Source organism: Cupriavidus sp. FW306-01-F10A (assembly GCF_058782785.1).
The window spans coordinates 1-21,453 of record NZ_JBYSYA010000029.1; the positions used below are offsets into that span (position 1 = coordinate 1).

Genomic DNA, 21,453 nt, shown 5'->3' on the forward strand with positions numbered 1-21,453 from the left:
TGCTCCCGCAAGCAGAATGGTCTTGAACGCTTCGGGCATAAATGTGCCCGGTAACATCGTGACTTGTTGATCAGTCAGCTCTGAAAGATAGACACCGGCGGAATCCCGACTGTAGTAGAAGGTTGCAATATCGTTCGGCGTACGAATATCTTGTACGTTGTGTCCAGCGGCAACATATCGCGCCAAAGCCGCCTCATAGCCGCCAACGCCAAAATAGTCGCCATTGATCGTCGCCGATGGGATTGGAAGACTGTTGTAGACCTGTGTATCGAGATTGTTTTTTAGCGCAAACGTCTGCGCCATTCCGCCGCCTAAGCTATGGCCGGTAGTCGAGATCGAATATCCGTCATATGCAGGATTCTCCAAGATGGCATCAAGCGCTTTCTGCGCCTGTGTTTGAATCTTAAAGAATTCACTAGACCCATTATTTAGGACATCAGATGTCCAATTTGATAATGCATCAGAACCTTTGAACGAGAATGTAATTTCTTGTTTGGTCGGATTTACGAATATCTCGAATCGATTCTCTAGGACTCCACTGCTGTTTCGTTGCTCATTCCATCCATCTGTGAACTGAGCTCCGCTAGGTCCGGCGATCCTCGACGGCGCCATCGGAGTCCAACCTGCGGTTAACTCTGCACGGCTGTCCGGATACGCCAGACTCGCGAGGACCATTCCATCTGCTTGATTCGGCATTGTCATGGTAAGGAGCGGAGTCTATATTCAGTTCATTTGGCAATCGCGCTTTGTTCGCTGGACTTCAGCCGCGACATTACACATGGCATCTTTTGTGTGCCAATAATCTTCAAGCTCTTTGTTCTTCTCGATTATCGGCACATACTTGCCATTCGAATCTCTTTTATATCTGCCATCTCTAAAGTCTGGCCAAATCCATACCGCAGGCGATCGATATACCAAGCACTGCGACCCAGGAGAGGAGATGGCAAGATATAGAGGTTGCGCATAGAAACATCGGATTTTCATCCCTCGCTCTATCCATTCCAGTCCTTTCTTCCAGTTTTGTTGCTCGTAGGGCAGGTAGACCCCTTTGGTGTATTGGGGTGCACCACGACCATCGAAAAGCATTAAACCGAGAGCGATCATTGCGTCGCTCGACCCCTTTCCGGCAGCCTTCTCGTAAAGGTTTTTTATTGCCACGGGGTCGCTAATACGATCTTCCCCGATCCACCCTTCCGCATTGGCGAGTGCAAATAGATAATCACCCATCGGATCACCTTTAGCTTGCAGGGCTCGGATCTGTTCAATCTGCTGCGCGCGCAGCTTTGTAATGCGTTCGCGAGTGAGAGCTTGATCAACGCTATTCGCCGTTGAAATAGTGCCACTTACAAATGCTCCACATCCCGCTAGAAATAAGGAGCTGACCATGAATACTTGGCGCACCAGTCGGAAGATGGAAAGGCGACTCCAAGTGCCGATATATGATTTCCAAAATGGAAAGGGCGTTTGCCTGCGTCGGCGCGAACTCGTGAGAAGCATTTACACCCCCGTCTCGAAGGTGGGCACCAAAGAGTCAGCGGCTTCGGTCTTGACGGTGACGATCGATGAGGTAAACCTCGTAGTGAGGCTTGCACGAAAAATGATGTTGCTCATACTGCAAAACTCCTGCTTCGTTCTTGTTTTTGCCAGGGGAGTCTGTCAAAACCCTCGTCACGTTGTTCGCACTGCGCAGAAATGCTGTTACAGCAATGGCGTGGCGCGGCTGCGCGACGTCGATATTGGGCGATTCCCGGGACGCCAATCTGCTCGGCAATTCCATTTGTGTAGCGCTCCCAATAGGTCGTGTTGCGGGAAAGGACACCGGCGCCGTGCTCGGCAAAGTAGTTGTCCAAGGCACCGCCTCGGAGGCCTTGTGCATAGCCATTGGCCTCGACCTTGAGCAGTTGCCGGTCGCTGGCACTCAGGAGCATCTGGTAGCGCTCGGGAATCGGCGCGTCGGGTGCAATGCCATAGGCCGCGCGCAGCGCCTGAAACTCCGCGCGGGCACCCATTACCTCAGTCTGCATGCGCAGCTCGATGTAGCCACTCAAGCGATCTATAGGAGATCGGGACGGGTCGTTCAGGATCTCCATTGACTTCTGGAGTTGCCCAACGCGGGTGTAATGGTCGAGTTCGTGGCTGACGGTTAGGGTGGCCGTCGATGGGAACTTGGCGTTCGGGCCGATGAACCAGTTCGGGTTCAGGGCGATCTCGAACTTACCGTCGTCGTTCGGTATCGGTTTAAAAAATGCCCCGTCCCTCGCGGTGGACACCTCTTGATCGCTTTTTACTCGAACAACTAGATCCGAACCAATGCGGGAGAAATACCCATTAAGTACGGGGTTGCTATTTACTTGCGCAACAAATCCGTCGAGAGCTACCCGGTTAATTCCCTCCGAACGTGCCAGGGTCAAGAATACTGGGTCACCGCTTGAAAACTTCTTCATTCGACACCTTCTTGTTTTCAAACCTCGCGCCAGCACCAATTGCGGCTAGGCAACCATCAGCGAACCACATGGTTACCCCAGCGGTTGACGAGGCAGGGCTGCGAGCAATGAGTCCGCCGCCGGTGCCAATGCCGTGACGGTCCCAACGCTCGCGCGGAACGGGATTCAGTGGCGGCCAAAGTCCCGGGTCGATCGGCAGATCGATGTATCCCTCCACGGCACGACTATCGATGCATTCCAGCTTCCGATCGAGTTCAACCTCGATGCGAGCTCCCCATCTTTCCCTGGGGATATCGTTATCAAAACCCTGATAGACGTAGTAGCCACGCCAGTATCCCCTATCGAACAGTCCGCCTGCTCGGAAGTACTCCTTAAAACTCTGATCTATAGAACCATCGCTCATCCTCGTCCGAAACTCATCGCGCTTCACCGATTTGACGTGAAGGAGATTCAATACTTCTTTGGGATGCGCTAGCAACGCTGGCTCGTAGTAGATTCTCCGCAGAAGATCCAGCAACTCCCTCACCTCCGGCCTTAACCGCTTTGCGCTCTCCTCCTTCGAATAGCCGAGTTTGGTACCCGGAATGACCTCAGGTGGAAGATTCTTGTAGTTCTTTACCCAGGCTGGCGGATAGCCAGGATGAAACTCGACGGTGCTCTTTGCCTGTGGCGCTGGAGGGGATGATGTCGGCTTGGTGGATAATTCGCTGCAACCACCGTTCATGCCGACGGCCACAAGCGTCAATGCTGCGTAAGCCAAGACAGGGAATTTCTGGCAGCTTCCGCTTACCCGCCGTCTCAACCAAGTGCTGGTCCTTTCCCGGGTTGGAAATCGCATGTTTGCATAGTTCCCTATTTTTTCTTCGCTCGCGCGAGCGAAACGCTCTCGGGAACTGACTCCGATGGGTGATGGTTGCGCAGACCAAACAGCAATGCGCCAACGGTTTTGCTGAGCAACATGATCTATGGAATTGGCAAATAGAGGCTTACGCCCCCTTCCTGACGCATGCATCATACCAAATCCACTTTCCGGACCATGTGGGAATATTCCCCAAGAACCATCCGGAGATTCGGAATAAAAATTGTAAGATCAGAAATTAAATTTTTTAATATCGATCAGGGATCGCGTCGGGTGCTGGGCCACAGCAGGATATTGCGGGCGATTGGCCTACTCCCTTATTTATGACAATTTTTTGCATTTGCCCGTGAGATGTACTGCGGCGACGGGCTCCGGAGCACCAGCAGCCCGCAATCGGGGGATGGTCGTTCAGCTTGATGTCGGCCTCGCCCTCGAATGTAGTCGTCGCCGATCCGGTACAGTCGGTACCGGGAATGGAGTTATCTAGGGCGAGTTGCTCGCCAGCATGACGATCCCTATTGGTACCCGGCAAATGGCTTCACCCGGCTCCATGACGCCGCCCTTGCCTTGCCCCCAAGAATTCTTCTAGGGCCTTCTCTGCGCGGGATTCACTGCTCTGCCCGCGTTGAACAGAACTTTGCCAGTCACGGCACCCACTAGGCTATTGAAGCCCTCCACACAAGCAAGCTGATTCGTAGCGTTGCTTGGCGTAATCCATTCGAGACCGGCCGAAAACACCGACTTGCCACTATCGATGGCGGAACCCAGTATCCCTCGTGCGGTACCGGTATCCCACTCTGTGTGGCCGTTGTCGTAATAGATCTTGCCGTCCAGCTTCACCGGATTCGCAGACTGGGGGAACAGCTTGTTGTCGATTGTAAATTGCTGGAACTCGCCGGCTCGCGCATTCAGCGCATCGCGGGTGATCTCCAGTTGGTGACGTTCCAGCGCAGACAGATTGGGCTCGTTACGCAGACGCGCTTCGTACTGCGTCGCCTTTGCATAGTCCTGCTTGGCGTTATTAAGGAAGTCGTTGTATTGCTTGACGGCAGCGAGCTCATTGAGGCGCGCTTGGGATATTCGCTCTGGTGGCGCCTTATGATCCACCAAATCTTGTGCCGTCGCATTCCATCTGGACACGGCGTCCTGTAACTGATTTGCTTGTGCTTTCCACTGTGTCTGGAGTGCTCCCATCATTCATCTCCAAGCCCAAGTGCAACACATTCATTCAAGGACGGGGACCATTTGGCTAGCTGTTCTGCCAATGCCACATTGTGTGAACTGGGGTTCTTAAGCGGATTGGTAAGCTGAAATATCACCGTGTTGAATTCTGAATAAACTACGTATTTTGAAGCCAACTGCTGCCAGCAATAGAGTCGCTGCCAGTCAGCATCATTGATGATTGGCTTGCGCGCGAGATAAATAGCTATAGACGCGGCGCCACCGTAGCCTTCTCGCTCCGATCGAATTTCCGCATCGAACCCTTCAGCAACATTCCGCGGAAATCCATAAATTCCTCTCAGAAAAAAGGAACCCACATTCCGCAAACAGGCGGGATGGCCGAGTTCAGCCCCTCTTCGTAGATAGGCAAAGCCCGTATCAATGTACTTTGCTTCTTTGCCGTTGGGGTCTGTGTCAATCAAGCTCAGGTATAAGCACATAGCCCCCGTATCTCCGCCAGCAGACAATTCGGTAAGTCGCGTCAGTGGGTCCTTAACGGAGTAGCGGATACCGGTGGACGGCTGGAGAACCTGTAACGTGATATACGCCAGTTCGTAGCCGTCATCTGCCATGGCCATCCAGGCGGCCTCGCGCCGGTTGGTTCCATCCTTGCCCATGTACTTTGGCGAGCCCGTGTTCCAGGCGTACAGCTCGTTGAACAGGTCCCGTTCATACCCCGCTCTCCTTTCTCGCGAAAGCTGCTTCGCCTTCTTGTAGTCAAATGGTGGCAGGTCGTGGCGCTCTTGGGCGTGGGCCCAGAGCACGACCGAGGCAAGAAGCATTGCGCCAGCAAGCAACACCGCATCAAGCAACCGACGATTCTTGACGAGTCTCATTGGTGAGCAACCAAACATTCTGCATTGCCCCTTCGATTATCTTTCGTTACTGCAACAACCGCCTTTCATGGATGCACGAGTGCCCCCGCCCACGGCAGACCGGGTCATCGTTGGCTGGCAACCTTCGTTGCTTCTCCACAGCGAAATCGAGTCGACATTCTTGCTCTCCTAGCTTGAGTGAACGCACTCATCCAAGGCCTCCAGCGATCCGAAACTAGGGTGGAGCGCTAGAACACACCTCCGAGAATCCGGGCGCACACATCATACCAAGCCCACTTTCCGGACCATGCAGGAATATTCCCCAAGAACCATCAGAAAATTCGGAATATAAATACTAAAATCAGAATTTAAATTCTCTAATATCGACCAGGGATCGGGTCCGGCGCTGGGCCACAGCAGGATATCGCGGCCGATTTGGCCTACTCCCTTGTTTATGGCAATTTTTCACATTTTCGCGTGAGATGTTCTGCGGCGACTGGCTCTGGAACACCAGCAGCACGCAATCGAGGGGTGGTCATTCAGCTTGATGTCGGCCTCGCCCTCGAATGGGGTCGTCGCCGAGCCGGTACAGTCGGTACCAGGAATGGAGTAGTCGAGGGCGAGTTGCTCGCTAGCATGCGATCCCTATTGGTACCCGGCAAATGGCGTCACCCGGCTTCATGACGCCGCCCTTGCCTTGCCCCCAGACTTCTTCTAGTGCCTTCTCTGCGGCGGGATCCACTGCTCTCCCCGGGTTGGACAGAATTTTCCGGTCACGGAAATTGTTTACATTTTTCTCATGAGATAGCCTGCGGAGGGTTCTGGAACGAACCCCAGCAACTCGCAGTCGCGATGATTGTCGTTCGGCTCGATAGCAGCACCGGCCTCAAAAGTAACGTTGCCGGGCCGGTGCAGTTGATACTGGGATGGCGCTGTCGAGGGCGAACTGCGCGTCAGGAACCTAGGTGCGCGTGTCGATCTAGCGCAAACTCCGGCCAGGGGAAATCGCGCGGCGGTGATGGGGCGGGTAGGTAGGGGATTTGCCCGAGACGCGCACGGTGGCGGCGCGGGCGGATATTCGGGCGGAGAAAGTCCGGCATGGGTGCGGCGAGCGGCCTGCCGCCTATTCCACATGCGCCCCGAACCCCACCGTCCCCGGGGCAACCTCCTCACGCAGCGTCAACTGTGGAATCTGATAGTCCCCCGCGTTCTGCCGCCGGAACGGAATCGGTGCGGTCGTCCCCAGCGCATCCAGCCGCTCGCCCAACTCCTCGCGAATCCGGGCAAAGCGGGCCTCATCAACCTTGCTGGTCCGATACACCAGGTACGGCGGCAGCACGTCAAACCCGGGGTAGTACAGGATGCCGTGGTGGATCGGGAACAAGATGTCGTCGATCGGGCCATTGATCCCGCGCGGGCTGTAGTGCGATTCCCAGCCGCCGGTCGTGACGATCAGCATGGCACGCTTGCCGGCGAGCATGCCCTCGCCATAGCGGTCGCCCCAGCGCTCATCGGAGTGCTCGCCGACGCCGTAGGCAAAACCATAGGCATAGACGCGCTCGACCCAGCCCTTCAGGATGGCCGGCATCGAGAACCACCACAGCGGGAACTGCAGGATGACGGCGTCGGCCCAGCGCAGCTTTTCCTGCTCATGCGCGATGTCATCGCTCTGCAGCCCGTTCTCGAAGGCGTGCTTGGAATCCAGTGACGGATGGAACGGCGTGTCGCCGGGCCGGGCCTTGGTGTCGGCAGCGTCGAGCTGGGACTTCCACTGCATCGCATACAGGTCCGAGACCTGGACCTGGTGCCCGGCATCGCGCAAGCGTTGCACGGCAAAGTCGCGGATCGCACCGTTGAGCGACCTCGGTTCCGGGTGGGCATAGACAAGCAATACGTTCATGACAGCGGCTTCCAATGATTGAGTGAAGCCAGAATAGGCCGTCGTCCGCTATATTAGAAATGAATATCCAATATTCCAGGTATTGTCATGACTAATCTCAGGCGGCTGGACCTGAACCTGCTGGTGACGCTGGATGTGCTGCTGTCCGAGCACAACGTGACCCGCGCGGCCCAGCGGCTGCACCTGTCGCAGCCTTCGGTCAGCGTGCACCTGTCCAGGCTGCGCGATTACTTCGGCGACCCGTTGCTGTTGCCGGGCCCGCGCGGCATGCGTCCCACCGCCAAGGCCGAATCGCTGCGCGGGCCGTTGCGCGAAGCGCTGGGCGCGCTGGAGCATGCGGTTTCGTCCGATAGTCCGTTCGATCCCGCTGCCTCGACCCACACCTGGCGCGTGGCCGCGACGGATTACGGCGAATCGACCATCGTGCTGCCGGCGCTGCAGGCGCTGCGCATGGCGGCGCCCGGCGCGCGCCTGGCCGTGGTCGAGATGGTGCCGCCGCGCATCGCCCGGCAGGCCGAGCGTGCGGAACTGGACCTGGCCTTACACACCACCGATGGCTCGCCGCCGGGCCTGCACCGGCGTGCGCTGTTCACCGAGCGCTATGTGTTGGCGGGCCGCGCCGGCCATCCGCGGCTGAAGCGGCGGCCCACGCTGGCGCAGTTCTGCGCGCTCGACCACGTGATCGTGTCTCCGGACGGCGGCGGCTTTTACGGCGTCACCGACGAGGCGCTAGCACTGACCGGCATGCAGCGGCGGGTGGTGCTTTCGGTGCCCCACTTCCTGTTTGTCACGTCGGCCGTTGCCAGCACCGATCTGGTGGCGATGCTGCCCGAGCGGTTGGTGCGCGGCGTGCCGGGACTGAAGGTGGTGGAACCGCCTGTCGAAGTGCCGGGCTATGAGATGTCGATGTTGTGGCCAGAGCGCGTGCATCGCGATCCGGCGCACCGCTGGCTACGTGAACTCATCGCCACATCGGTCTAAGCGGCGGCGTCCTGCACGTTTGCATACAAAACTGGAATACAATCAGCGCTTTCAACGTGCGGCATGAGGTGGTAACCCGGTGCCGCCCCAGTTTTGGAGGAGACCATGACGTATTCAGAAACGGGCCTGACTTCCCGCCACGTGGCCGCGCTCGCGCCAATCGAGGATTACCTGCAGGGCCATATCACCGGCAAGGCCGAGTTCATGTACAAGGCGTTTGCCGCCGATGCGCGCATCGTCTCGTTCCGTGATGGCAAGCTGCATTCGCTGACGGTCGAGGAATTCGCCTCGGCGCGCTGCCCCGGCCATCCCGCGGCGGACGAGGCGCAGCGCAAGCGCTTTATCACGCAGTTCGATGTGGTGGGCAATGCCGGCGTGGCCAAGGTGGTGCTGGAGTATCCGGGCGTGACCTTCACCGACTACATGACGCTGCTGGAGATCGACGGCGTCTGGAAGATCGTCAACAAGACTTTCAGCGCCGCACCGCGCTGAAGATGGGACAGCCGCTGCGGCAAAGCGCCGCAGCGGTGCAGCCCAGGCCTGCTTTGCGGCTGCAGGCAATCCTGCCTTTGGCATCGGCCCGAAGAACATTGCCTTCATCCGCCCGCGCCCGACCACGCGCGCCACTTCGGCGATCACGCAGTCGTTGAGTTGCGGTCAGCCCGGCAGCACCGCGGTCGCTTCGATCTCGAACAACATGTTGTCCAGCGCCAGCCGCGGCACCGGGATCAGCGTGCAGGCCGGCGTCGGCTTGTCGCCCCACATCTCGCGCAGCGCCGCGCCGAAGGTGCGCAGGCGGTCGTGCGAGTGGTCGACCACCAGCACCGTGAGCTTGGCCACATCGCCCACGTCGGCGCCTGCCGCTTGCAGCGCGATGCGCAGGTTCTGCATGGCGCGTGCCACCTGGCGCGGAAAATCGAGCGGCAGGCAGCCGGCCGCGTCCTCACCGCCCTGCCCCGCGATATAGACGATGCGGGCCGGGCCTTCCACCATGGCCACATGCGAATAGCCGTTGGGCCGCGGGTCGTACAGGCCCTCGGGATTGATGAGGCTCAGCGAGGGATTGGGGCGGGCAACCGGCATGGTGGGCATTGAAGGCAGCGCGGGCATAGCGGGGGAACGCAAGGATGAGGGCGAGAACGGGAACATGGTCATCAGCTCTGTATTTGAGGCGTGGCGAACAGTGGAGTCGCAAGTATCAAACCTCAACCTAGCTTTAGGTCAAGCGCAGCCTTGGTGGTAGCATGGACATTCCTCCGTTCCACTGGTGTCTTCCACTGCCGATGGCTTCCGCGAACAACCTCCCCTCACCGCGCCGACGCCGTGCCGCGCCTTCAGAAGAACTGCTCTCCATCGGCGAAGTCGCCGCGCGCACCGGCATTGCCGTATCCGCCCTGCATTTCTATGAATCGCGCGGCCTGATCGCCAGCACCCGCAGCGGCGGCAACCAGCGCCGCTATGCGCGTGCCGTGCTGCGGCGCCTGGCCGTGATCCGCGTGGCGCAGCGCATGGGGCTGCCGCTGGCGGTGATCTCCGATGCCATGCAGAAGCTGCCGGACGGGCGTGCGCCCACTGCGGCCGACTGGCGCCGGCTGTCGGCCAGCTGGCGCGATGACCTGGATGAACGGATCCGCACGCTCACGCAATTGCGTGACCAGCTGGATGGGTGTATCGGGTGCGGGTGTCTGTCGTTGAAGGATTGCCCGTTGCGGAATCCGCATGACGCGCTGGCCGGGGAAGGGCCAGGGCCGCATTTCCCGCCTACTGCAATGTCTGCAGGTAAGCCAGCAGATCGCTGATCTGCTTGTCGTCGCTGAGACCCCAGAAGCGCATCTTCGTGCCAGGCACGACCTTGCCGGGCGAATGGATGAAGGCACGCAGCGTGTCATGCGACCACACCACCTTTGAAGCGCGCATCGCTTCCGAATACTGGAAATCACTGGTGCCGCCCGCGGCACGGCCGAAGATGCCGTTCAGCTGCGGGCCAAAGCCTGCGCGCGCGTTGCGGCCGACGTGGTGGCACGAGGCGCAGCGCGTGGCGAACAACGCCTTGCCGGCCTGGATATCGGCGGCGGCAGTGGCTGCGGTGGGGATGACGGTGAAGGCGGTCAGGGCCAGCAGGACAAAGGCGGTACGGCGCATGGAGCAGCTAGGGAAGGGAAGAGCTTCGGCAACGGGGTTGCATGATACAGGCGTAGCCAAGAGGTCCCGGCCCTGCAGCAGGGTTACACCACGTCACACTTGCAACATTTCGCGCGCCCCATATTACAGGCCCGCCCCCTACAGTGAGCCCATGTCCAACGCCCCTTGGGAGGCAACCATGAAACGAATCATCGCAATGGCGGTAGCAGGTGGTGCAATGCTGGTGGCCAGCGCCGGGGCGTACGCCGGTGTGAATATCGATATCGGCATCGGCGTGCCGGGCGTGGTGGTGGCCCAGCCGGCGCCGGTCTATCGTCCAGCCCCGGTCTATGCCCCTGCGCCGGTGTATGCGCCGGCTCCGGTTGCCTATGCGCCCAGCCCGGTAGTGGTGGCACCGCGCCCCGTCGTGGTGGCGCCGGTCCCGGTACGCTATGACTATGACCGCGGCTATCGCAGGGACTACCACCGTGGCTACTACCGGGAAGGCTACCGCGAAGGCTATCGGGACCACCGCCGCGACTGGCGCGAGCGCGAATGGGCACACCGTCATGGCGACAATGACGGCCACGGCCACGGGCGCCGCTGGGACTGACGGGTACTGATGGGGCGGGCGCGCGGCCACGGCCGCGGTGCCCGCCTGCAAGGATTCGCCAGTCAGGCTACCCTGTCGGCAGTTTCCAGATCCGGACCGGGGCCATGCCCCTGCCCACGCCAGGAGTAGCCATGCCCCAACCCATCAAGATCGACTTCGTCTCCGACATTGCCTGCCCCTGGTGCGCCATCGGCCTGTCTTCGCTGCAACTCGCGCTGCAGCGCCTTGGCGATGCGGTGGATGCCGAAATCGTCGTGCATCCGTTTGAACTCAACCCGGGGATGCGCCCGGAGGGCGAGGCGATCGTCGATTATCTCGGCAGGAAGTACGGGCGCACCCCGGCGCAGATCGCAGAGACCCAGGCCATGATCCGCGAGCGCGGCGCCGGCGTGGGCTTTCCGTTTGGCGAGCGCACCCATGTCTACAACACCTTCGATGCCCACCGGCTGCTGCACTGGGCGGGCCTGGAAGGCAAGCAGCTGCCGCTGAAGCTGGCGCTGCTGCGCGCTTACCATGCCGACAGCAAGGACCCGAGCAATCACGAGGTGCTGGTCGAAGCCGCGCAGGCCGTTGGCCTGGATGCCGCGGCGGCGCGCAAGGTGCTGGACAGCGATGACTATGCCGATGCGGTGCGCGCGGAAATCCAGGAGTACCAGCGCATGGGCATCCAGTCGGTGCCATCGATCATCTTCAACAACCGCTACCTGGTCACCGGCGGGCAGCCGGTGGAGGCTTTCGAGCAGGCCATCCGGGAAATCGTAGCCGAGGCGCAGCAGGCGGGGAACAGTTGAGCCGCCACGCATCGGCAGGATAAAAAAAGCCCGCCCGGAACCCCGGGCGGGCAAGCACTGCCTCTCGCTCCCTGTCTTTCAACGTGCCGCCGTCTTCATCCGCGCCGGCACCGCATCCGCCGCCACCGGCGTACGATTCGCCAGCCCCAGCACCACCTGCCAGGCAAACGACACCGCGCCGACGATAAACACCACATCGCCGAAGGTGCGCACCCAGCGCAGGGTCTGCAGGATGGGCTGCTGCATGAAAGCCTCGCTGCGCGCATACCAGGTGCCATGCTCGACGCTGGCCAGGAACTGGATGATGCCGATCGGCAGCAGGCTGGTGCCGATCATCAGCACCAGGCCGAGGTTCAGTCCCCAGAAGGCGGTCTTCATCAGCGTTGGGCTGAGCCGGTAGGCCGGACGCACGTAGCGCAGCACCAGCAGCGTGAAGCCCAGCGCCAGGAACCCGTACACCCCGAACAGCGCGGCATGGGCGTGCACTGGCGTGGTGTTCTGCCCCTGGATGTAGTACAGCGCGATCGGCGGGTTGATCATGAAGCCGAACACCCCGGCGCCCAGCATGTTCCAGAACGCCACCGCGACAAAGCACATCAGCGGCCACTTCAGGTCTGCCATCCATGGCGCGCGCCGCTTCAGGCTCCAGTTCTCCCAGGCCTCATGGCCCAGCACGATCAGCGGCACCACTTCCAGCGCGCTGAAGGCGGCGCCCACTGCCATCACGGGCGTGGTGGTGCCGGCAAAGTACAGGTGGTGGAAGGTGCCGGGAATCCCGCCCAGCATGAACAGCGAGGCCGAGGCCAGGCTGGCGGCCGTTGCCATCGGGCGCGACACCAGGCCCAGCGTGGAGAAGATGAAGGCCAGCGCGGTGGTGGCAAAGACTTCGAAGAACCCTTCCACCCACAGGTGCACCACCCACCAGCGCCAGTACTCCATCACCGTCAGGCTGGTGCGCTCGCCGTAGGCCAGGCCCGCGCCGTAGAACAGGCCGATTGCCACTACCGACGAGGTCAGCAGCGCCAGCAGGTTGCGGTCGGTGCCGCGCGCGCGCAGCGCCGGCAGGATGCCGCGCATCATCAGCACCAGCCAGATCAGAATGCCGGCGAACTTGCCGATCTGCCACAGGCGGCCCAGGTCGACATACTCATAGCCCTGGTGGCCCAGCCAGAAGTTCAGGTGGGCCGGCAGCTTCTGCGCGATCGCCAGGTAGTTGCCGGTGAACGAGCCCACCACCACGACCACCAGTGCCCAGAACAGGATGTCCACGCCCAGGCGCTGGTACTTCGGGTCCTTGCCGCCGTTGATCAGCGGCGCGAGGAACAGGCCCGCGGCCAGGAAGCCGGTGGCGATCCAGAACAGCGCGCTCTGGATATGCCAGGTGCGCACCAGTGCGTACGGGAACCACTGCGACACATCGATGCCGTAGAACTTCTGGCCCTCGACGGTGTAGTGCGCGGTAAAGCCGCCCAGCAACACCTGGAATACGAACAGCGCGACCACCAGGAACAGGTACTTGCCGAGCGCGCGCTGCGACGGCGTCAGCGCCACGGCCAGCAGCGGGTCGCGCGCCGGCGCCTGCGGCGGCGCTTCTTCCTTGCCGCGCAGGAAGGCCCACGCCCACACCAGGAAGCCGACACCAGCCAGCAGCACCACCACGCTGATCACCGACCACACCACATTCTCGCTGGTGGGCTGGTTGCCGATCAGCGGCTCGTGCGGCCAGTTGTTGGTATAGGTGGCCTCATGCCCCAGGCGCGCGGTCGAAGCGGCCCACGCGGTCCAGAAGAAGAACTGTGTCAGTTGCTCGCGCCGTTCGGCGCTAGGCAGCGTGTTCTCCTTCATCGCATAGTGCTCGCGCGTGGTGTGCAGCGCCGGCGCGTCGGAGAAGAGCTGGTCGTAGTAGGCCGCGGTATTGGCGATGGCCTGCGCGCGGCGCTTGGACACGGTCAGCACGTTGGTGTCCGGATCCGTGGCATTGCCGCGATATTCGGTGCGCAGCTGTTCGCGCAGCGCGCCTTGCTCCGGCGCGGTGAGCTTGGCGAAAGGACGGCCGTAGGCGTCCTGTGCGGCCAGGTCCAGCCACGCAGTCAGCTCGCGGTGCAGCCAGTCGGCGGTCCAGTCCGGCGCCTGGTAGGCGCCATGGCCCCAGATCGAGCCGAGCTGCATGCCGCCCACGGACTGCCATGCGGTCTGGCCGTCGAGGATGTCGTCGCCGCTGAAGAGCGTGCGCCCGTCGCCCACGACAACCTTGGCCGGAATTGGCGGGGCCTGCCGGTACACCTCGACGCCGTAGTAGCCGAGCAGGGAGAACGTGACCGCCAGCACGGCGATCAGCAGGAACCAGAGTCTGCGGTAGGAACCCATGATGCGAAGTCGTTGGTTATGGTGGCGGGAGAGCTCAGGCGTGCGTCGAGCAACCGCAGCCAGTGGCTTGCGCGGCGGCGGGCGCCGTGGCGATCTCGAACAGCACGTTGTTTTCCAGGTGGATGTGTTCCATCAGGTCTTCGCGCAGCGTGCGCAGGCCCAGGTAGAGCGCGCGCCAGGTATTGCAGGCCGCGCGCGGCAGCGTGATGTCGTTGGTCAGCGCCGCCAGCCGCTGCAAGGCCACGCCGTGGTCGTCATGCTCGGCCCGCATCACCGTGATCGGCCGGCCCGCGGCAGCATGCAGGCCGCGCGACAACATCGGGAACAGCACCTGCTCTTCCTTCTGCATATGCGTTTCCAGCTCGCCCAGCATCTCGCTCAGGTGATCGGCCAGGCCAAGCGGGCAATCGGGCCGGTCACCGTGCACCTGCTCGACGCGCCGCGCCAGGCGGATCAGCTCGGGCAACTGCTCGCGATGGCGCGCATGGAAGCGCGTGAGGATATGGTCGATCAGCTCGGCCGGCACCGCCGTGTTCCAGTCCTGCGCCGACGGCCCTTCGTCCTGCAGCGCGCGCAGTTGGGCGTCGATGGTGCCGACGGCAACCGCATCGAGACCCTTTTGCTGCGCGGCGTCGCGCAGGGTCTGCTTGCCCCCGCAGCAGAAGTCCAGCCCGTAGTCGTGGAAGATCCGGGTGGCACCAGGGATCAGGCGGGCCAGTTGGCCAAGCGAGTGGTCCTGCAAAGTCATGATGGTTGCTCCATGTGTAAGTTATGCCTGCACGACTTACGCGAGGAGCGTGCCTGAAAAAAATCTATCCGGATCAATGGGTTGAAACACTGACGGTAACTAATACCCTATACTTCTCGCGGTACTTATCACCCTGACGGTATTTTTAACCATGCTACCGAGCGCGATGTATCCCGAGTTGCTGGCCGACCTTGTCACCGACCTGCCGCATGCGGTGCGCCTGCAGCGGCTGGTCAGCATGCTGCGCACGCATTTCCGCTGTGGCGCGGTGGCGCTGCTGCGGCTGGAAGAAGACCACCTGCGCCCGGTTGCGGTCGATGGCCTGGTGCGCGATGCGCTGGGCCGGCGCTTTGCGGTCGGCCTGCACCCGCGCCTGGCCGCGATCCTGGCGCGGCGCGGGGTGACCTGCTTCCATCACGACAGCATGCTGCCCGACCCATACGACGGCCTGATCGACGAGCACGTCGGCGAGCCGCTGCCGGTGCACGACTGCATGGGCACCAGCCTGGCCGTGGACGGCCAGCCCTGGGGCGCGCTGACGCTGGATGCGCTGGCGATCGGCACCTTCGATGCCGCGGCCCAGGCCGAGCTGCAGCGGCTGACGGTGATCGTGGAAGCGGCCATCCGCACCACCCGGCTGGAAGGCGAGATCCGCGCACTGCAGCTGGCACGCGGCACGCCCGAGGCCGACGAAGGCACGGCCCAGCATGGCGACATCGGCGGCGAGATCATCGGCCAGAGCGAGGCCATCGCCAACCTGCTGCATGAGCTCGAAGTGGTGGCCGATACCGACCTGCCGGTGCTGCTGCTGGGCGAAACCGGCGTGGGCAAGGAGCTGTTCGCGCACCGGCTGCACCGCCAGTCGCGCCGGCGCGCGCAGCCGCTGGTGCATGTCAACTGCGCGGCGCTGCCGGAGTCGCTGGCTGAAAGCGAGCTGTTCGGCCACGCGCGCGGCGCGTTCTCGGGCGCGACCGGCGAGCGCCCGGGACGCTTCGAGGCCGCCGACGGCGGCACCCTCTTCCTCGATGAAGTCGGCGAACTGCCGCTGGCGATCCAGGCCAAGCTGCTGCGCACGCTGCAGAACGGCGAGATCCAGCGGCTGGGCTCGGACCGCCCGCGCCGCGTCAACGTGCGCGTGATTGCCGCGACCAACCGCAACCTGCGCGAGCATGTGCGCGACGGCTCCTTCCGCGCCGACCTGTACCACCGCCTGTCGGTCTACCCGATCCCGATCCCGCCGCTGCGCGAGCGCGGCAACGACGTGCTGCTGCTGGCCGGGCGCTTCCTGGAGCTGAACCGCGCGCGCCTGGGGCTGCGCAGCCTGCGGCTGTCAGGCGGTGCGCAGGCTGCGCTGCGCAGCTACCGCTGGCCCGGCAACGTGCGCGAGCTGGAACACGTGATCAGCCGCGCGGCGCTGCGTGCCGTCAGCCGCGGCGCGGGCCGCAATGACATCGTGACGCTGGAGCCTGAACTGCTCGACCTCGACGGACTGGAAGTGCCCGCGGCACACCATGCCGGCGCCGGCATGGCCAGCGCGTTCGCCGCCCCGGCGCTTGCCGCAGGCATCACCCTGCGCGACGCGGTCGAGCAAACCCAGCGCGCCTGCATCGAACAGGCATTGAAGGACCAGGGCGGCAATTGGGCGCAGGCAGCGCGCCAGCTGGGTATCGATGCCAGCAACCTGCATAAGCTGGCCAGGCGGCTGGGGTGCAAGTAATTGACACACTAGGGTGCCAGGATGCCGGCATGGCGATGCGCGCCGTTACCGCATAAGCTAGTCCGGGTGTGCCGCCGCCCGTATCGCGGTATCGCCGTGTGCAGCAACTGCCGCCCCGCTGCGCGCACGCCCCACCACCGGAGATCCCCGTGATGATGACCGCAACGCAAGTCTTCTGGCCGCTCGGCTTCTGGCCGTTTCCCACCTTCTTCTCCGGCGCGCACCAGGTCGAGGCCATGCAGGCCGACTTGGCGGACAACTGGCGCCGCATGGCCGAGCTCAACCTGGAGTTCGCCCGCACCATGTATGAAGAATTGCAGTTCGATGCCATGGGCTCGATCCTCGCGCCGCAGCCAGAGGCCTTCTACGCGCGCGAGATTGCCTGCGAGCTGCCGCTGATCGGCGGCCCGCTGCACTATGCGTCGGCCATGCTGGAACTGTACGCGCGGACCCAGCAGAAGTGGATCGATGGCTGGGGCCACCTGCTGACGCGGGGCCTGATGCCTGACTGGCAAGGCATGCAAAAGGACGTCACCGACGTCCCCTTCTGGCTGGTCCGCGAAACCCCGCGGCCGGCATGACCCGGCCGCCCCCGCCTTGCGCCGTCGCGGCGATCATCCCGATCGGTTCGCCCGGCGCCAGGTAGTGGCGCGCGCGCGCCCCTTGCCTGCCACCTGTTGCATCGGCGCACCCACTGCCAAGCCAGCCGCGCAGCCCGGTATCATGCTGGCTGACGAGATCGCGGATCGCCGGAACCAACGCCCGGGTCTCGGGACGCGCTCCGCCTTCAATGCCCTCATATTCCCTGGTTCTCCTGCTTACCGTCGCCGTGGTCGCCTGCATCGGCATGGCCATCGCCACCTGGCCGCGGCGCGACGATCCGACCGTCCAGGCGTTCCTGGTGCTGGCATTCGGCGCGGCGACCTGGAGCGGCGGCCGCCTGCTCGAGATCAGCTCCACGGACCTGGAAGGGCGCATCCTGTGGGCCAAGATCCAGTACCTCGGGATCGTCGCCGTGCCGATCGGCTGGCTGGTGGCGATGGTGCACCTGAGCCGCCCGCGCTATGTGGTGCCCTGGTCCAGGCTGTGGCTGCCCGTGCTGGTGGCGGTGGTCACTGTGGTGATGGTCTTCACCAACGAGCGCCACCGGCTGATCTGGCCGCGCATCACGCTGATGCCTCCCGGGGTATTGCCGGGCGCGGTGTTCGACCACGGCATCGGCTATGCCGCGGTGGCGGCCTGGTCGTACCTGCTGCTGGGGGTGAGCCTGTATTTCCTGGTGACGGCTGAAGTGCCCAATGGGGCCTTGTCGCGGCGGGGCCGCGCCATCCTGGCGTCGGGCCTGGCCCTGCCCCTGGTTGCCAATGTCGCCTACCTCAACCGCTGGACCGGGCCGCTGGGCGGGGACCTGACGCCGGCGACGTTCTCGCTGATGGCGGTGCTGGTCTGGTTCTGCGCGCTGCGCACGCACCTTGACGATATCGGCCACTACGCCCGCCTGCGGGTGTTCGATGCCCTCAGCGAGGGCTGCGTGATCGTCGACAGCCACGGCGTCATCGTCGAATTCAACCCGGCCGCCGCGCAGCTTTGGCCGGCCCTGCGCCGCGGCGACCCCCTGCCCTCCGGCTGGGAAGCCGCGCTGCAGCACTCGCCTGCCGAGACTGCCAGCCTCGCGGCCACGCCCTTCGTGCCGCCGGGCGCGCCCTTCGAGCTCACCGTGGAGCGTGTCGCCCGCCTGGACGGCAGGCAGATCGGCAGCCTGCTGTTTTTGCGCGACATCAGCCGCTTCCAGTCGCGCGAGCTGGCCCTGACCGCGCGGCTCGGCCAGACCGAGGAGCAGTTGTGGCAGGTGCAGGCCGACCTGGACATCGACGCCCTGACCGGCATCCGCAACCGGCGCTACTTCCAGCGCGAGTCGATCGCGGCCGTGACCCGGGCGTGCGAGCGCAACCAGGCGCTGGGCCTGCTGATCCTGGATGTGGACCAGTTCAAGCAATACAACGACCTGCATGGCCACGTGGCCGGCGACGACTGCCTGCGGCAGATTGCCGGCGCCCTGGCCCGCACGCTGTCCGGCGAGCAGTTCTGCGCCCGTCTGGGCGGCGAGGAATTCGCGGCGGTGCTGCCCGGCGCCACGCGTGAAGAGACCCGTGACGTGGCGCGCCGCATGGTGGCCGTTGTGCGCGATCTCGGCATCGCGCACAACGGCACGCCGGTGCAGCCGGTGGTCACCATCAGCGTGGGCGCGGTCTGGACCGTGCCGGAAGCGCCGCGGCTGGAGCCGCTGCTGCACCGCGCCGACAGCGCGATGTACCGGGCCAAGCGCGCGGGACGCAACCGCTTCATGCTGGACGGCGACGCCTGAGCGGTACGGCTACGACGCCGCACCTGCCCGCCCCACGGTGGCGCCGTGCAAGGCCACCAGCCGCGCCGCCGCCTGGCTGACCCATGCGGGCCGCGGCGCGGCGTCGAGCCAGTACTTGACCTCCAGGCCCAGCGCGGTATCGCCGCTGATCACCAGCCGGCGCTGGAAGAACAGCGTGTCGGTATCGGCCTCGCCGCCCAGCAGGCGCAGGTAGTCGACCGCGCAGGCGCGCAGCGTCAGCTCAGGCTCGGCGTCCGCTGCCGCGGCACGAAAGCGCCCGCCTTCGCAGCGGAACGGCACGGCCAGCCCAAGGTCCTGCACCGTCAGCAGGAAGGCGTGTCCGTCCAGTGCGGCCGGTGGCTCCAGCCATCCCGCCCGGCGCGCCAGCTCCAGCGCCGCCATCAGCGGCAGCGCCCTGGCACGGGCGGGCATGCGCCGGTGCACGCCCGCGATCAGCTTGTGCAGCGCGCTCATGCCCGGGCCTCCCAGGCGATGCCCGCGCTGCCGTGCCAGTAGCCGTTGCAGGGCTGGGCGCCGGCCGGGGTGATGCCGCTGCCAGCGGGTGCCTGTTCACCAGCACGAATCGCCGCGAGCTGTTGCACCACCTGCAGCGTGCCGGATGAGTGCGGACTCACACGCAGCATCCCCACGCCCATGCGCGCCATCGCCAACGCCTCTGCGCACAGGTCCAGGCAGGTGGCGCTCTGCGTCTGCACGCCGTTGAGCGTGAAGAACGCCTGCCCCTCGCCGGTGGCGGCCACCAGGCCGTCGGGATAATCCATGCAGCGGAACTCGCAACTGTCCTTGCGCAGGCGATGGTGGCGCGCCGTAAAGCAGCGCGCCGAGAACGCCAGCGGCAGCCGGCCCCAGACAAAGGCTTCCAGGCGCATGCCGGTGGGGCGCGCCGCTGCCAGCGCGGCCAGCGTTCCGCCATCCATCTCCACCGGCGCGACGCAGCCGGCCGCGCCCAGCCCGGCCAGCCACGCCAGCGTATCGGCGTGGTAGACATTGAGGTGGGGGCCGCCGACAAAGGGCCGCCCTGCCATGCAGCGCACCGCGCCCAGATCGTTGGCCTCGACCAGGTAGTCGTCCTGCGCGCAGGCGCGCCGCATCCAGGCGATATCGGTGTCGGACTCCACCAGCACCGGCGTCGACAGCACCACCTCCTTGCCGGCATCGCGCAGCATCTGCGCAATCTCCAGCCATTGCGCATGGCGGACTTCATGGCGGCGCGTACAGACGGTCTCGCCGAGATAGACGCGGTCGACCGGCGCATCGGCGACCGACGCATAGAACTGCATCACGGCCTCGCGCGGCCAGTAGTACAGCAGTGGGCCCAGGGCGATGCCGAAGTCGGGCATCGCTATGGTTTGCGGCATCGCGGCCGCGGCAATCTCTGGCATGGGAAGCTCCGTCATGGCCGGTTCAAGGCAGATCGATGTCATGGGTGTCACCGCCACGGCCGGTCGTAGGCGCCTTGCGTGACCTGGTCGCCTTCGGCATGGCGCCCCAGCGTGCTCTGCCACTCTTGCCGCGGCACGAAGCGCGCCGGATCGGCGCAGGCCGCGTCGATGGCCGCGCGCAGCACGCCGACCACATCGCCCACATAGCGCGGGCTGCGCTGCCGGCCTTCGATTTTGATGGCAGCGATGCCCATGTCGATCAGCGCCGGCAGCAGCGACAGCGCATTGAGGCTGGTGGGCTCTTCCAGCACGTAGCCGCGCTCGCCCTCCACCTCGAAGCGGCCCTTGCACAGCGTGGGATAGCCGGCCGGCTCGCCCGGCGCATAGCTGTCGATCAGGATGCCCGACAGCCGCGCCTGCATGGTCCCGTCCTGCTCGGTCCAGCGCACCGCGTGCGCGGGCGAGCAGACGCCCTTGTTGTTGGGCGAGTCGCCGGTGGCGTAGGAGGACAGCAGGCAGCGCCCCTCGGCCATCACGCACAGGCTGCCGAAGCCGAACACCTCCAGCTCCACGCTGGTCTGGCGCGCCAGCTTGCCGATCTGCGCCAGCGACAGCACGCGCGGCAGCACCACGCGGCGGATATGGAAGCGCTCGCGCATCAGCTCGATGGCGTCGGCATGCGTGGCCGAACCCTGCACCGACAGGTGCAGCCGCAACCCCGGATGGCGCTCGCAGGCATAGCCCATCAGGCCGGCGTCGGCCATGATGACCGCGTCGGCGCCAAGGTCCGCCGCCGCATCGACCGCGCGCTGCCATTGGGCCACCGCGCCCATCTGGGCAAAGGTGTTGATCGCGAACAGCACCTCGGCGCCGCGCGCGTGGGCTTCGGCCACGCCGGTGCGGATGTCGGCCTCGGTAAAGTTCAGGCCGCCGAAGTTGCGCGCGTTGGTGGCATCACGCAGGCCCAGGTAGACCGCGTCGGCGCCGTGCTGCAGCGCCATGCGCAGGGCCGCCAGCGAACCGGCGGGCGCAACGAGCTGGGGCCGGCGCGGCACGTTCGCCGCGGTGGATGGGGCTGGGGAGGCAGGGGTCATCGGTGATGGCGCCG

General features: G+C 63.9%; 22 protein-coding genes. 8 read left to right on the forward strand and 14 right to left on the reverse strand.

The annotated features are described in order from the left end of the window. The 7 genes from AC3WLF_RS27765 to AC3WLF_RS27795 form a co-directional block, all read right to left on the reverse strand. Positions 1-675 (reverse strand): Tle-like phospholipase domain-containing protein (locus tag AC3WLF_RS27765; protein WP_492359071.1); only part of this gene is annotated, 675 nt, incomplete at its 3' end. A gap of 48 nt (positions 676-723) precedes the next feature. Next, positions 724-1,497, reverse strand: coding sequence for a hypothetical protein (locus AC3WLF_RS27770; protein ID WP_492359072.1), 774 nt, complete (start codon positions 1,495-1,497; stop codon positions 724-726). 110 nt (positions 1,498-1,607) lie between these two features. Further along, positions 1,608-2,444 carry a hypothetical protein gene (locus AC3WLF_RS27775; RefSeq protein ID WP_492353104.1) on the reverse strand — a complete coding sequence of 279 codons (837 nt, stop codon included), beginning with the start codon at positions 2,442-2,444 and terminating at the stop codon, positions 1,608-1,610. Continuing rightward, entirely contained in the window at positions 2,422-3,204 is a 783-nt protein-coding gene (locus AC3WLF_RS27780; protein ID WP_492359073.1) for a hypothetical protein, read from the reverse strand. The genes AC3WLF_RS27775 and AC3WLF_RS27780 overlap by 23 nt, the downstream gene beginning before the upstream one ends. A 684-nt stretch (positions 3,205-3,888) precedes the next feature. After that, positions 3,889-4,500: a hypothetical protein gene (locus tag AC3WLF_RS27785; protein ID WP_492359074.1), complete on the reverse strand. Its 612-nt coding sequence runs from the start codon at positions 4,498-4,500 to the stop codon at positions 3,889-3,891. After that, the gene (locus AC3WLF_RS27790; RefSeq protein ID WP_492359075.1) at positions 4,497-5,360 is read right to left on the reverse strand and encodes a hypothetical protein; all 864 of its coding nucleotides are present in this window, start codon (positions 5,358-5,360) and stop codon (positions 4,497-4,499) included. The genes AC3WLF_RS27785 and AC3WLF_RS27790 overlap by 4 nt, the downstream gene beginning before the upstream one ends. 1,102 nt (positions 5,361-6,462) lie before the next feature. Then, positions 6,463-7,239 (reverse strand): NAD(P)H-dependent oxidoreductase, encoded by a 777-nt coding sequence (locus tag AC3WLF_RS27795; RefSeq protein ID WP_492359076.1) that lies wholly within the window; start codon positions 7,237-7,239, stop codon positions 6,463-6,465. A gap of 87 nt (positions 7,240-7,326) precedes the next feature. On the opposite strand from AC3WLF_RS27795, the gene AC3WLF_RS27800 reads away from it, so the two are divergent. Together AC3WLF_RS27800 and AC3WLF_RS27805 are read left to right on the forward strand one after the other, a co-directional pair. Continuing rightward, a complete protein-coding gene (locus AC3WLF_RS27800; RefSeq protein WP_492359077.1) occupies positions 7,327-8,220 on the forward strand; it encodes a LysR family transcriptional regulator in 894 nt (297 codons plus the stop codon). Positions 8,221-8,325: 105 nt separating this feature from the next. Beyond that, on the forward strand, positions 8,326-8,712 hold the full coding sequence (locus AC3WLF_RS27805) for a nuclear transport factor 2 family protein (RefSeq protein ID WP_010810825.1): 387 nt from the start codon (positions 8,326-8,328) through the stop codon (positions 8,710-8,712). Between the two features lie 165 nt (positions 8,713-8,877). Here AC3WLF_RS27805 and AC3WLF_RS27810 read toward each other — a convergent pair whose 3' ends face one another. After that, positions 8,878-9,303 (reverse strand): RidA family protein, encoded by a 426-nt coding sequence (locus AC3WLF_RS27810; protein WP_018315435.1) that lies wholly within the window; start codon positions 9,301-9,303, stop codon positions 8,878-8,880. A gap of 200 nt (positions 9,304-9,503) precedes the next feature. Here AC3WLF_RS27810 and soxR point away from each other — a divergent pair, with 200 nt between their 5' ends. Then, a complete protein-coding gene (gene soxR / locus AC3WLF_RS27815; protein WP_492318354.1) occupies positions 9,504-10,019 on the forward strand; it encodes a redox-sensitive transcriptional activator SoxR in 516 nt (171 codons plus the stop codon). On the opposite strand, the gene AC3WLF_RS27820 is transcribed toward soxR, so the two are convergent. Beyond that, positions 9,982-10,362, reverse strand: a complete 381-nt coding sequence (locus tag AC3WLF_RS27820; RefSeq protein WP_492318353.1) for a c-type cytochrome — start codon at positions 10,360-10,362, stop codon at positions 9,982-9,984. The two genes, soxR and AC3WLF_RS27820, sit on opposite strands and share 38 nt — an antisense overlap. A 178-nt stretch (positions 10,363-10,540) precedes the next feature. Here AC3WLF_RS27820 and AC3WLF_RS27825 point away from each other — a divergent pair, with 178 nt between their 5' ends. Together AC3WLF_RS27825 and AC3WLF_RS27830 are read left to right on the forward strand one after the other, a co-directional pair. Further along, complete coding sequence (locus AC3WLF_RS27825; RefSeq protein ID WP_492318352.1) at positions 10,541-10,954, forward strand: hypothetical protein; 414 nt, start codon at positions 10,541-10,543, stop codon at positions 10,952-10,954. 131 nt (positions 10,955-11,085) lie between these two features. Beyond that, a complete protein-coding gene (locus AC3WLF_RS27830; RefSeq protein WP_492318351.1) occupies positions 11,086-11,745 on the forward strand; it encodes a DsbA family oxidoreductase in 660 nt (219 codons plus the stop codon). Positions 11,746-11,823: 78 nt separating this feature from the next. Here the strand turns inward: AC3WLF_RS27830 and AC3WLF_RS27835 are convergent, their stop codons facing one another. Next, entirely contained in the window at positions 11,824-14,112 is a 2,289-nt protein-coding gene (locus AC3WLF_RS27835) for a nitric-oxide reductase large subunit (RefSeq protein WP_492359078.1), read from the reverse strand. A 34-nt stretch (positions 14,113-14,146) separates the two neighbouring features. Further along, on the reverse strand, positions 14,147-14,860 hold the full coding sequence (gene ytfE / locus AC3WLF_RS27840; RefSeq protein ID WP_492318349.1) for an iron-sulfur cluster repair protein YtfE: 714 nt from the start codon (positions 14,858-14,860) through the stop codon (positions 14,147-14,149). Positions 14,861-15,011: 151 nt separating this feature from the next. On the opposite strand from ytfE, the gene norR reads away from it, so the two are divergent. The 3 genes from norR to AC3WLF_RS27855 all read left to right on the forward strand — a co-directional run bounded on the left by norR (position 15,012) and on the right by AC3WLF_RS27855 (position 18,942). Then, the gene (gene norR, locus AC3WLF_RS27845) at positions 15,012-16,577 is read left to right on the forward strand and encodes a nitric oxide reductase transcriptional regulator NorR (RefSeq protein ID WP_492318348.1); all 1,566 of its coding nucleotides are present in this window, start codon (positions 15,012-15,014) and stop codon (positions 16,575-16,577) included. Positions 16,578-16,729: 152 nt separating this feature from the next. After that, positions 16,730-17,158 carry a polyhydroxyalkanoate granule-associated phasin gene (locus AC3WLF_RS27850; RefSeq protein ID WP_492318454.1) on the forward strand — a complete coding sequence of 143 codons (429 nt, stop codon included), beginning with the start codon at positions 16,730-16,732 and terminating at the stop codon, positions 17,156-17,158. 209 nt (positions 17,159-17,367) lie between these two features. Further along, the gene (locus AC3WLF_RS27855) at positions 17,368-18,942 is read left to right on the forward strand and encodes a histidine kinase N-terminal 7TM domain-containing protein (RefSeq protein ID WP_492359079.1); all 1,575 of its coding nucleotides are present in this window, start codon (positions 17,368-17,370) and stop codon (positions 18,940-18,942) included. Positions 18,943-18,951: 9 nt separating this feature from the next. On the opposite strand, the gene ubiT is transcribed toward AC3WLF_RS27855, so the two are convergent. Genes ubiT through ubiU form a run of 3 tightly spaced genes read right to left on the reverse strand, consistent with a single transcriptional unit; the run spans position 18,952 to position 21,439 of the window. Then, a complete protein-coding gene (ubiT, locus tag AC3WLF_RS27860; protein ID WP_492359080.1) occupies positions 18,952-19,416 on the reverse strand; it encodes a ubiquinone anaerobic biosynthesis accessory factor UbiT in 465 nt (154 codons plus the stop codon). Then, positions 19,413-20,345, reverse strand: a complete 933-nt coding sequence (locus AC3WLF_RS27865) for a U32 family peptidase (RefSeq protein ID WP_492318346.1) — start codon at positions 20,343-20,345, stop codon at positions 19,413-19,415. Before AC3WLF_RS27865 ends, ubiT begins: the two co-directional genes overlap by 4 nt. 47 nt (positions 20,346-20,392) lie before the next feature. Further along, complete coding sequence (gene ubiU / locus AC3WLF_RS27870) at positions 20,393-21,439, reverse strand: ubiquinone anaerobic biosynthesis protein UbiU (protein WP_492318345.1); 1,047 nt, start codon at positions 21,437-21,439, stop codon at positions 20,393-20,395. Between the last annotated feature and the right edge of the window lie 14 nt (positions 21,440-21,453).